At 64.3% G+C, this 11,891-nt stretch carries 9 protein-coding genes; 4 read left to right on the plus strand and 5 right to left on the minus strand.

What is annotated here, in order from left to right; all coding sequences use genetic code 11:
- Positions 1-2: 2 nt before the first annotated feature.
- The 3 genes from AYJ54_RS38635 to AYJ54_RS38645 all read left to right on the plus strand — a co-directional run bounded on the left by AYJ54_RS38635 (position 3) and on the right by AYJ54_RS38645 (position 3,508).
- The gene (locus AYJ54_RS38635) at positions 3-1,436 is read left to right on the plus strand and encodes a DUF6418 domain-containing protein (RefSeq protein WP_063707667.1); all 1,434 of its coding nucleotides are present in this window, start codon (positions 3-5) and stop codon (positions 1,434-1,436) included.
- Positions 1,429-2,274 (plus strand): GumC domain-containing protein, encoded by an 846-nt coding sequence (locus AYJ54_RS38640; protein ID WP_063707669.1) that lies wholly within the window; start codon positions 1,429-1,431, stop codon positions 2,272-2,274. Before AYJ54_RS38635 ends, AYJ54_RS38640 begins: the two co-directional genes overlap by 8 nt.
- A 106-nt stretch (positions 2,275-2,380) precedes the next feature.
- Positions 2,381-3,508, plus strand: coding sequence for an HAD-IIIA family hydrolase (locus AYJ54_RS38645; protein WP_063707671.1), 1,128 nt, complete (start codon positions 2,381-2,383; stop codon positions 3,506-3,508).
- Here the strand turns inward: AYJ54_RS38645 and pseF are convergent.
- The 5 genes from pseF to AYJ54_RS38670 all read right to left on the minus strand — a co-directional run bounded on the left by pseF (position 3,505) and on the right by AYJ54_RS38670 (position 9,432).
- On the minus strand, positions 3,505-4,194 hold the full coding sequence (gene pseF / locus AYJ54_RS38650; RefSeq protein ID WP_063707673.1) for a pseudaminic acid cytidylyltransferase: 690 nt from the start codon (positions 4,192-4,194) through the stop codon (positions 3,505-3,507). The genes AYJ54_RS38645 and pseF overlap by 4 nt on opposite strands.
- Positions 4,191-5,372 (minus strand): UDP-4-amino-4,6-dideoxy-N-acetyl-beta-L-altrosamine transaminase, encoded by a 1,182-nt coding sequence (pseC, locus tag AYJ54_RS38655; protein ID WP_063707675.1) that lies wholly within the window; start codon positions 5,370-5,372, stop codon positions 4,191-4,193. Before pseC ends, pseF begins: the two co-directional genes overlap by 4 nt.
- Entirely contained in the window at positions 5,369-6,370 is a 1,002-nt protein-coding gene (gene pseB, locus AYJ54_RS38660; protein WP_063707678.1) for a UDP-N-acetylglucosamine 4,6-dehydratase (inverting), read from the minus strand. Before pseB ends, pseC begins: the two co-directional genes overlap by 4 nt.
- Positions 6,371-6,493: 123 nt before the next feature.
- The gene (locus tag AYJ54_RS38665) at positions 6,494-8,746 is read right to left on the minus strand and encodes an N-acetylneuraminate synthase family protein (protein ID WP_063707679.1); all 2,253 of its coding nucleotides are present in this window, start codon (positions 8,744-8,746) and stop codon (positions 6,494-6,496) included.
- Positions 8,743-9,432: an acylneuraminate cytidylyltransferase family protein gene (locus AYJ54_RS38670; protein ID WP_063707825.1), complete on the minus strand. Its 690-nt coding sequence runs from the start codon at positions 9,430-9,432 to the stop codon at positions 8,743-8,745. Before AYJ54_RS38670 ends, AYJ54_RS38665 begins: the two co-directional genes overlap by 4 nt.
- Positions 9,433-9,781: 349 nt before the next feature.
- Between AYJ54_RS38670 and AYJ54_RS38675 the strand changes: the two genes are divergently transcribed.
- Positions 9,782-11,851, plus strand: a complete 2,070-nt coding sequence (locus AYJ54_RS38675; RefSeq protein WP_063707681.1) for a hypothetical protein — start codon at positions 9,782-9,784, stop codon at positions 11,849-11,851.
- The last annotated feature ends 40 nt before the right edge of the window (positions 11,852-11,891 follow it).

Genomic DNA, 11,891 nt, shown 5'->3' on the forward strand with positions numbered 1-11,891 from the left:
AGATGCTCGTCTCGTGGTGGTCGTTCGAGACCTTGCTTCCGGCTCTGCTGGACATCGTCGCGATCGGATTCATCCTGGCGATCATGATGCGGATCGCCGTGAGCCGGCCGGGGCTCGCAGTGATGGTGTTCCTGGTTTTCTTCTCGTTCGTCTGGCGACTGATCTCCGTCTTCTATATCGACGCGTTCGGACCGGTGTTCTCCGAAGAATTGGAGCGCTATGTCGGACCAGGCCTGGCGGTGCTGCCGCTGGCTGCGTCACAGGGCCTCTTCATTGCCGCGCTGCTGGTCTCGTTTCGTCCGCAGCGTCTGCAGGCGCTCGCGACCGGCTCGCGAGGCTGGCTCGCTGGCGTGCTGCCACCGGGGCGCTTTGACCTTTCCAACGTCGCATTCTGGGTCGTGCTGGTCTACGTGCTCGCGCTCTGGATCGAGTTGCGGCTAAGCGGCCCGATCCCGCTCCTGGCCGGGATCGAGCGGTTCGACTACACGCGGCAATATGGCGGCCCCCTGCATCAGCGCCTGGTCGAGTGGGGCCCGATGCTGGCCTTCCAGCTCGGTCTGTTCATGACTTTGCCGGTGCTGCGCGGCGGCCGGTTCGACCTGCGGTTTGCGGCCTTGTTCGGCGCTCTGCTGATCTATCTGTTCGTGGTCGGGCACCGTTTCTCGTCGTTCTATTCCTACTCGTCATTCTTTATCATTCCCGTCGGCGCCATGCTGCTCCGGCCGCAGAAGGGCGTCGAGCAGCGCAACCCGGTGCGGATCCTGTGCTATTTCGGGCTGCCGGCGGCCGGACTTGTGGTTCTGATCGCAGCGGCGCTGATTCACTCGTACACGGTCGTTCGCGGCTCGGAAATCGATCTGGTGCGGTTCAAGCTCACGCAGCGCATCCTGGTCCAGCAGGGCGAGATGTGGTGGGCCAGCTACGAGCGGGTCTTCATCAACGGCGACTGGAACGGCGCTCTCGCCATGTTCAAACTGTTCGTCGATCCGTTCAATCCGGCGACCAATTCCACCATGCAATTTCTCATGGGGCAGGCGCTTCCGCTCGACCGCGCGCACGCCTTGCTCACGCAGGGACAGACCTACACCGGAGGTTGGCCCGAAGTGCTGTTCGAAATCGCTGGGCCCGTGGGAGGATTTTTCCTCGTGGCGGCCTCGGCCATATTGTTCTCCGAATTCATGTTCTTGCTGACGCGCTGCATTATCGAGGAGCGTTATGCCACTTGCTTTTTTCTCACTCCGATATTGTATGCGGTCGCGATCTGTGTCGTCTCGGGAATGGTGAATTCGTTCGTCCAGCTCACCTTCATGGTGAAGCTGGCGCTGGCGGTTCTTGTTTACGTCATGGAGGACAGGTGGCGGGCGAGCCGGGTGGCATCGACGGCGAACCCAACGGATGCAGCGGTCGTTTTCGAGAGGGCGCCACAGCATGAATGATACGTCGGCTTCCATATCGAGCGTCGATTATGTCGGCGGAATGCTCGGATATCTTGGCCAATCGGTCCGCGCGCGGTTACGGCTGATCGTTCTGGGCACGCTGATCGCGATGCTGGTCGTGTTCGTGGTGGATCGCACGCGTCCCGCGGTCTACTCGGCGGAGGCCACGATGCAGCTCGGCCGGGTCGACGGCGCGGATGTCATGCCGATGCAGTCGACTGTGCTTCACATGAATTCGGCACCGTTCAGGCGCCGTGTTGCGGAGGCAATCGGCTCGGCCGGCGGCGGCGACAAGGCCGAAGAGCGGCTCTTCGACAATTTCACCGTTCGGCCGCAAACATCCGATCTGGCGTCGCTCACCGTCAATGGCCCCAGCGAGCAGCGCACGACCGAGGCGTTACAGGCCATCCTGCGGACTCTGAACGCGGACCAGGAGAAGCTCCGGCTTCCCGTTCTCGAGGAGCTCAACACCCAAATGGCCTTGATCGATGCCAACGTGGCCAGCCTCATGAAGGTGCGCGAGACGCTGGCATCGATGGACGCGGTCGCACCGTCGTCATCAACCGATCCAGCCTCGCTCGCGCTGCGGCGGGTCTGGCTGCTCGACCTGGTGTCGCGAAACGAGGATCGGCTGGCGGTCGCCACCAGCGAGCGGCGCGCGCTGGCGACGCGGATCGGGCCGTCCAAGACCTATCCGGCGACGCTCGGCGACGACGTGACGATCAGGCAGGTTTCGCCGCGGCCGTTTCGCTACGCGGCTTTCGCCGGGGCGATTGCATTGCTGGCGCTGCTGCTCTACGCCATGATGAGCAAGCCGAGGCGGGCGCGCATGCGCTAGGCGAATGCCACGCCGCGGCTCCATTGATTTCCTGAGGTGCCCCGGCTGAGATGACATTCGATCGCGATGTGGTCCCGTCTGCGCGACAGGCTGCGGAACTGGCGACATGGTAAGGCAGGTCGTCATCCTGATCGGCGGTGTAGAAACTCCGTCCGGCGAGTCGGCACGGCCGGTCCCCGTGCCGCTGCTGGACATCGCCGGCAGGCCGTTTCTCGATTATCTGCTCGACGAATTGTCGCGCTATCCGACGATCGACGACATTCTCCTGCTCGCCGACCACGCTGCCGCGGGCATTGCCGAAGACTATCATGGCAGGCGTTGGCGTGGCGCGAACATATCCGTGGCGACGACGCCCTCGCATTTCGGCAGCGCCGGCGCATTGAAGCATGTCTCGGTGCGATTGCAGGCGCGCTTCTTCCTCCTGAACGGCCGCACATTCTTCGACTTCAATCTGCTTGGTCTCGCTGGCGCCGCACACGGGGCCCCGCCGGTCATCCAGGCGGCCGTGAAGCCGGCTGCGGGCGGACCGGCCAACGGCGGCGTCTATTGTGTCGACCGCACGATTATTGACTACATCGGTGAGGCGCCGTGCTCGCTCGAGCGGCAGATCGTGCCGCGGCTCGTGGAGGAGGGGCGGTTCGTTGCCAGGACCTACGACGGGTTCTTCGTCGACATAAGCGATCCCGCCGGTCTCGCACGCGCCCGGACCGCCTTGCCCGGCATCCTGCAGCGCCCGGCGGTGTTCTTCGACCGCGACGGCGTCCTGAACGTCGACAAGGCCTATGTCTACAAGATCGACGATTTCGAGTGGATGCCGGGCGCGCGCGAAGCCATCAGGCTGTGCAACGATCTCGGCTACTACGCCTTCGTCGTGACCAATCAGTCGGGCGTCGCGCGCGGCTACTACGGCATCGACGACGTCCACCGGCTGCACGACTGGATGAGCGCCGAGCTGGCCGCAATCGGCGCCCATATCGATGACTTCCAATATTGCCCCTACCACGAGGACGGCACGGTCGAGGCGTATCGGGGCGCGAGTGACCGGCGCAAGCCGGCGCCCGGCATGATTCTCGATTGCCTGAAGGCCTGGCCGGTGCGGATCGAGGGCAGCCTGCTGGTCGGCGACAGCGGTCGCGACATCGAGGCGGCCGGCGCGGCGGGCATACCCGGGCATCTGTTCGGAGAGGGTGATCTCGCCGCCTTCCTCCGTCCGTTGCTCGTCGACCGGAACTAGCTCCGGTTGATCGCGCGGAACATGTATTCGGCCTGCTCCCAATCCTCGACGGTGTCGATGTCCTGGACGAAGTGCCGCGGCAGCACAATTCCAACAGAGCGCTCAGAGAATATAGGCACATCCTCGAGAAACGCAGCCGCCGTGCCCCAGTAGAACTGGCCCGCGTCGTGATAGGCCGGTTCGAGGTCCTGTGATCGGGTCAGGCGGTGCTCGGGATAAAACGGATCGACGCGGCCGGCAGCGGTCATGCGCAAGGCGCGCTGGATCGGAAACGCGTAGCTCGTCACCGAAAACGCGAAGGCGGCGTCGGAGCGGGTGAGGGCGTCGTGGGCTTCGCGCAGGAATCGCGCCTGGACCAGCGGAGCGGTCGCGTAGATGCAGCAGACGTGCGTGACGTCGTTGCCGCGTTCGATGAACCAGGCGACTGCGTGCTTGACGACCGCGGCGGTTCCGGTGTGGTCGTCGGCGATCTCCTTCGGCCGGACGAACGGCGCCGTCGCGCCGCATTGGCGCGCCACTTCCGCGATCTCCTCATCCTCCGTGGAGACGACGATCTCGTCGAACAGGCCGCTCTCCCGTGCCGCCTCGATCGAATAGGCGATGATGGGCTTGCCACAGAATGAACGGATGTTCTTGCGCGGGATGCGCCTGCTGCCGCCGCGGGCCGGGATCACCGCGATCTTCACGCGAGGATCTTCGTGAGCGCCGCGACGACGGTGTCCTGCTCGGCATCCGTCATCTTCGAGAACAGCGGCAGCGTGATGGCATCCTGGTAGTAGCTCTCGGCCTCCGGGAACATGCCGACCTTGAAGCCCATGCGCTGGTAATAGGGCTGGGTGTGCACGGGGATATAGTGCACGTTGACGCCGATGCCGGCGGCGCGCAGCGCCTCGAAAACCTGGCGACGGCTGAGCCTAATCTCATTGCGCCGCAGCCGGATCACGTAGAGGTGCCAGGCCGAATTCGTGTCAGGATGCTGCCACGGTCGGATCACCGGCAGTTTCGCGAGCAGGGTATCGTATCGCGCGGCGAGCTCGCGCCGGCGCGCGACGAAGGCGTCGAGCCGGGAAAGCTGGCTGGTGCCGAGCGCGGCCTGGATGTCCGTCATGCGGTAGTTAAGCCCGAGCTCGATCTGCTCATACATCCAGGGACCGTGCCGGTCTTCGTTGGAATGCCGCTCGTCGGCCGGGGCAGGCGCCTGCGCGGGGCGAACGATGCCGTGGGTGCGCAGATATGACAGCCGTTCAGCGAGCTTCGGCGCGTTGGTCAGCAGCATGCCGCCTTCGCCCGTCGTGATGATCTTGACGGGATGGAAGCTGAACACCGTGACGTCGCTGAGGCCGCCGCTACCGACCTTGCGTCCCCGATAATCGCCGCCGACCGCGTGAGAGGCGTCCTCGATGATGCGAAAGCCGTAGCGCTGCGACAGGGCGCGGATCTCTGCCATCTCGCAGGATTGCCCCGCGAAATGCACGGGCACCACGACCTTCGGCAAACGCCCCGCTGCGTCCGCCTGCGCGAGCTTTTCGGCCAATGCCGCGACGCTCATGTTGTAGGTGCGTGGATCGATGTCGACGAAATCGACGCTCGCACCGCAATAGAGGGCGCAATTGGCCGACGCCACGAAAGTGTTCGGCACCGTCCACAGGAGGTCGCCGGGCCCGAGATCGAGCGCGAGACAGGCGATGTGAAGTGCGGCGGTTGCGTTCGAGACGGCGACGGCGTGGTCCGCGCCGCAATATTTGGCCAGCGCCTGCTCGAAGCGTGGGCCGGCCTGTCCCTGGGTCAGCCAGTCCGATGTCAGGACGTCCCTGACCGCGTCGATGTCCTCAGCGGAAATATCCTGGCGCCCATAGGGGATCATTGGACCGCTATCTTGTTGAAGTCTCTGATCTTGGCCACGTCGAGGAAGTGCTCGTTCCTGCCCGAATTGTACTCGAAGCCGTCGGGTACCGCCTCGCCGCGTTCGCCGATCTGGTTGGTGAGGTAGTCGACGTCGCGGCGGAAGAACTTGATCGTCGGCTTGATCACGAAGTGGTCGTGGAATTTCAGCGTCAGATGCGAGTCGTCGATCGGGCACATGACTTCGTGGAGCTTCTCGCCCGGCCGGATGCCGATCACGCGGGTCGGCAGGCTCGGCGCCATCGCGGCCGCGAGGTCCGGGATGCGCACCGACGGGATCATCGGCACGAAGATCTCGCCGCCCGACATGCGCTCAAAACTCTTGATCACGAAGTCGACGCCCTGTTGCAGGGAGATCCAGAACCTGGTCATGCGCGGGTCGGTGATCGGCAGGTGATCGGCGCCCTCGGCGATCAGCTTGTTGAACAGCGGCACGATCGAGCCGCGCGATCCGACCACGTTGCCGTAGCGGACCACGCTGAACGATGTGCGATGGCCGCCGGCCATGTTGTTGGCCGCGATGAACAGCTTGTCGGAGGCGAGCTTGGTCGCCCCGTAGAGATTGATCGGCTGTGCCGCCTTGTCGGTCGAGAGCGCGACGACCTTCTCGATGTCGGCTTCCAGCGCCGCCTGGATCACGTTCTCCGCGCCATGGACGTTGGTCTTGATGCATTCCATGGGATTGTATTCGGCGGCCGGCACCTGCTTCAGCGCCGCGGCATGGACCACGAAGTCGATGCCTTTCATGGCCGTGCGCAGGCGCTCGCCGTCGCGAACGTCGCCGATGAAGTAGCGCATCACCGGCTGGTCGAAATCCTGCTGCATCTCGTACTGCTTCAGCTCGTCGCGCGAATAGACCACGACGCGGCGCGGCTTGAAGTTCTTCAGGAGGCCGGCAACGAACTTCTTTCCGAACGAGCCCGTGCCTCCGGTGATCAGAACAGATCTTTCGTCAAACATTGGCGTGTACGGCAGCTTGCGGTGTGATGTCGGGGAAACGGCGGCTGTTACCATACGCGCCCCCGGGCAGTCTATGGCCAAATCGGCCGGCGATCGGCGGCGGGAGCGGGTGCTGCATCGGTTTCACCGGCCCTCGAAGTTCGAGAGCCGTTGCAGCGCGACGCGAAAGCCCTCGCCGTCGTTCTCGTGGCCCTGCCAGATCTCCGGGATGAACGAGGCCTGCGGAGCCTGCCGGTTCAGCACCCGGAACACATTGCCGAAATCGATCTCGCCCTCGCCGATCTGGAGGCCCTCGCCGTCGACGCCGCGGGCGTCGGCCATGTGGACATGGGCGACGAACGGCCCGATCGTCTCCATGAACTCGTCGAACGACCACCTGTTCTCCGTGCATGCGAGCTGCGAATGCGAGGTGTCGAAGCAGATGCGTACGCCGAGATCGCGGCAGCTTCGCGCGATGTCCTCGCTGGAAACGAACAGGTTGTGATAGCGCTGGCCGCCGAAATGCCAGGGATAGGGCGGCATGGTCTGCGGCCACAGCTCGACCGCGGCATCGGCGAGCTCGCGGATGCTGGCGCGGAGGTGGGATTCGCAAATCGCCCGCTCCTCGGCGGTCAGGAAGCGTGCCGAGGAAAAGCCGCCGACATTGCAGATGATGCCGACCGGGCCGTCGTTCCTGAAGCGCAGCGCCAGTGCCTTGGTCTTGGCGATGACGCGTTTCATCTCCGCGATCGAGCGCGCACGATAGTCGTCGTCCGGCGTCGTCAGATCGAGCACGTGGTCGCCCTCGAACAGCTCGGGTGCGTGCACGATCAATCCGCACGGATAGCTGTCGGCGAGAAAATCCGCATCGTCGATGCCAAGGTCGCGGTAGCTCAGGTGAAACTCGACGAAATCCGGATTGATCGCCGCGATCAGCTTGTTGGCGTCGCGATGGCGCACCGGAACGCCCCAGGGGCGCTTGAAGCTGATCTGTCCGACGGCGGCAACCTCGCCGAGCTCGGATATATCGGACGGGTAGAGCGGCGTCTGCGCCGGGATCGTACGCCGCGCCCTCTGGCCGATCACCTCGTCGATGCGGTTCGGCGAAAGCCCCTGGCCCGGGCTGCGGATCTCGATCATCTCCCGCGTAATGGTCGTGCCGGCCTCGATGCTGTCGATCGCAAAGATCGACTTGCCGAGGCTGATGCGATTGGCCTTCTCGCCCTGGCTGAGGATGCGGGGCAGGGCGCTGCCCAGGGAATCCTCGACCTGGCGCACGCCTTCGGCCATGCGCTGGAATTCGTGCGGCAGCAGGCTGACCTTGTGGTCGTTGCCTTCCTGGTCGCGCGACAGCGTGAAATGCTTCTCGATCAGGCGCGCGCCCATCGCGACCGCCGCGGCCGATACGAAGACGTCGCGCTCGTGCCCGGAATATCCGACCGTGCTCTCGCACAGCTCCTGGAGCCGCAGCATGTATTTCAGGTTGATGTCGCGGAACGGCGCCGGATAGGTCGAGTTGCAATGGAGCATGACGTACTCCGCGCCCGACGTCTGGAACAGCTTCACCGTCTCGCGGATCTCGTCCTCGGTCGACATGCCGGTCGAGCAGATGATCGGAATCCGCTGATCGACGATGTGCCGGAGCAGCTCGTGATTGGTGAGGTCCGCGGACGCCGTCTTGATCGCCTTCAATCCGTAGGCGCGGCACTTGTCCGCGCTGTTGACGTCGAAGGCGGTGCAGAGCGGCTCCATGCCGAGCGAGGCCGAATAGTCGAAGCAGCGATAGAGGTCCTCGTCGCCGAGCTGGAAGCGGTCGAGCAGGTCAAGCACATATTCGGTGCCGAGATCTTCGCTCTGGCCCTTCGTCCGCTTGCCGTAGAGGCCGGACATGTCGCGCATCTGGAACTTCGCGGCGTCTGCGCCGGCCTCCGCCGCGGCCTTGATCAGCGCAAAGGCGGCCTCGAGGCTGCCATTGTGGTTGTTGCCGATCTCCGCGATCAGGAAGGTCGGGTTCTCGTCCGCAACGGTTCGGTTGCCGATCCTGATGCCTTCACCGGGATGCCGCTTGCGGGCGACGCCGACGACGTGGCGCTCGGCGTCGACCAGTGGAACGTAGAGCACCTCGCGCAGCAGCCGGTTGGCGGTCTCGCGATCACCCGAGACGGCGCTGCGGACCCGGCGGTTGCAGAGATCGCCGACCGCGGCCTGCACGCCGGAAGCGGCGCCTGCTCCGATCCAGCGGATGATGTCGCCGTTCGAGAGGCTGCCGAGCAGCCGGCCGCTGCCGTCGACGCAGAACACGATTTCGCGCCGGTTCGCCGCGACCTTGCTCGCCGCCTCCTGGATGGAGGCGTCCTCGTGCACCAGATAGCTCTGAAGGTCTCTGTCGATGATCATCTTGCGATGTTCCTGCGGAAGGCGGCCTCGAGGGTCTCCCAGTCGGACAGTTCGTCGAGCTCGATGCTCGCGCTCTCGTCCATCTCGTAGACGGCGATCTTGCCGTGAAGGCGCGCGCTGCCGCCTCTCAGCCGCTCCACTGTCGAAATGTAGAAGGCGCCGTTCTCCATCAGCGTGCCGCTCCATTGCTGGCGCAGCGGGCGCTTCGCCGGATCGTAATTGATCGGTGTGCCATCGTCATTCCAGAAGAAACGCCGGGTGCGGACGCAGGTGACGAGCGAATCGGCACCGATCGCCAGCAACTGGGAGATCGCAGCCGAAACGTCCCGGCGGGTCGTCTGCGGGCTGGTTGCCTGCGCGGTGACGAGATATTTTTCGGAGATGTCGCAGGCGTCGATCAGATCGTAGATCGCCTCTTCGGTGGTCGCGCTGTCGGTTGCCAGATGGACGGGACGGGGGTGGACGAGAATTCGGGTATCGATCGACCTCACCACGGCCGCGATCTCCTCGCTGTCGGTCGAGACGAAGACTCGCGAAATCTCCTCGCAGTCCAGCAGCGCCCTGAGCGTCCAGGCGCAGAGCGGCTGGCCGCAGAACGGCTTGATGTTCTTGCCGGGAATGGATTTCGAGCCCCCGCGCAGCGGGACCACTGCCGCGATGCTTTGCTTGCCAGGCGACGCGTTCATTGAATCAACGTTCATCCATGCCAGGTGGATCGCCGGGGGGAAGCAGGTTCGCGATCTCGGCGATGATCACATGGCTCGTCCACCAATGCCGCGTCTGCCGTTGATAGGCCGAAAAACCAGAGGTATTTCCGTCCCTTACCCCCCAAGACGAGCCGTTCGATCAGCCTCGATCGGGAGTCGCTAGATACGGCAGAGGGCAGGATCATGCAAGGTTTCCGGCAGTAGCGGAGGGGCGCCTTGTGTGCTAGCGGCAAGTCGCCGCTGGCCGCGATGGAGCGATCTGGGACCAACTCGCCCAGGCGCCGGGTTGCGGAACCCTAGATTTGCTTCACCCTTGGGACGGGCGCGCGTGCAGGCAGCAAAAGATCTCCTCAGGCCTTGGTTTCCGGCATTCGCGGTGGCGCGTTCCGGTTCGATTGAGGACACCAAGGCCAGCCCCGTCCAATTTGTCACGATCTTCACCGTGACGATGTCGGCGGTCTCGGCCGTGATCTGCGCGATCGTGCGCGGGCCCCTGGGCGGTGCCCACTGGCTGGCCTTCGCCAAGGCCTTCCTGCTGTTGGCGGCGATCGTGTCTACAGTGACGCTGACGCTGTCCTTCGTGGAGCGGCATGGCCGATCCTATGCCGGGGTCCTGATGGCCGCGCTGGCCGTGCTGTTTCTGAATTGCCTCGCCCTGCCGTTCGGGCGGGTGGCCGATCTCTTCATCGATCCGATCCTGCTCGCGCTCGCTGTTCTCGGCATCCGGCAGACCGTTATTGCAGCGCGCGCAATGCCGTTCCGCCACAAGCTGCCGGCCGTCAGCCTGGGCGTTCTGGCCGGTCTCGGCTATTTCCTGGTGATCAACGCGCGCGGCCTTGCCTCTGTGCTCTCGCCCGAACAGGCGATCGTCGGCGTCCAGAATCTGGATACGCTGTTTCACGCCGCGATCGCGAACATGCTCGTCAATTACGGTACGGTCAGCATGGGCATGGACGGCCTCGTGCCGGTCACCTATCACTTCCTCTCGCACATCTGGCTTGGTTGCCTCGGTCGCTGGCTCGGCAGTGGTACCTACCAGGCCTATTTCATCGGGGCGCAGGTTGTTGCAATCCCCTTGCTGTTCTTCAGCCTGTTTCTTGCTGCCTATCTGCTGCGCCCGCGCGGTGAGCGGCTTCGCTCCGGCGCGCTGCTCGCGCTCGCCCCGCTCTTCCTGCTGTTCTGCACGGAGATGTGGAACACATCGTCCTACCTGTTCTCGGAATCCTATTTCCTTGCCGCGATCATCTTCCTGCTGAGCCTGCCGCTGTTTGCGGAAATCTCGACAACCGCGAGCCGCCGGAGACTTTGCATTCAGGCCGGGTGCGTCGCCGTCGTCGGACTGCTGATGGAAATGTCGAAGGTATCCGTCGGCGTGGTGTTCCTGCCTGCGGCCGGCTACCTGCTGCTCAGGCAGCTGGCCCTGAAAGCGAGGACGCTCCTGATGCTCGGGGCCGCTGCCCTCGTGCTGGCTGCGGTCGCGGCATTCGCCATCTTCAGGGCAATGGGCGGGTCGCTGAAGATGGTCGATCCGCTGAACTTCCTTTGGGAATATCCCGAACTGGCCTGGCCGTCACTCGTCGCGAATTTCGTGCTGCTGTGTGCCACCATCGTGGTCTGGATCGTTAGTCGGCGTGCCGATCGCCTGTGCGCGGAAGCATTCGCGATCATGGCGCTTGCGGCAAGCATTCCGAGCGTGTTGCTGGTGATACCGGGGGGCTCGGCCTACTACTTCATTCATGTCGGGACGTTTGCCGCGGTCGTGTTCGTGGTCGCCTATGCCGGCCCCTGGCTCGAGCACAGGGTGCCGAGCCTGTTCAGACCGGAGCTCCTCGTCGCCGCGCTCGTGCTCGTGACGCTCGATACGCCGCAGAAGATCAGGAGCCCCATCGTTGTCGGTGAGGAATGGGCGGAACTCGCGCGGCGCACGAGCGGCTATCTCGGTAACGCGACCGACGTCGGCGACTCGACACGAAAGCGCCTCGGTACGCTTCTGCTTCCGGGCAGCGGGAGACGCCGCGCCCTTGCCGAGGACATGATGCGTCTGCCCCGTGCGCAATCGATCAAGACCCTGCGCGATAGAGGGCTCGCCGATGCGCCGGGCAGTGCCGTGTTCGTGCCGCCAGAAAACGTGCCATTCTGGTCGTACCTCCAGGACTGCCGCACCGTCTCGGAGATCATTCCAGCGCTGCTCGGCGTACCGATGATCAGAGGGCTCAATCCCACAGCGGCCGAGTGTCGCAACGAGGCCAATTATGGCTTTCCTGCCTACGGCCCCGACTCCGTTTCCCAACCCACCTCGGATGACGAGCTCTGCGCCCACGCGACCAGATGGGGGCTGCGCACCGTCTTCGTCCTCGCCAGGCCGACCGAGGTGCGCAGGATCGATTGCAGGCGCTAGCTGCGCGCTATTTCACTAGGCAAGCAGTTCCTATAGAAGG

Source organism: Bradyrhizobium centrolobii (assembly GCF_001641635.1).
In the GTDB taxonomy this organism is placed as follows: Bacteria; Pseudomonadota; Alphaproteobacteria; order Rhizobiales; family Xanthobacteraceae; genus Bradyrhizobium; species Bradyrhizobium centrolobii.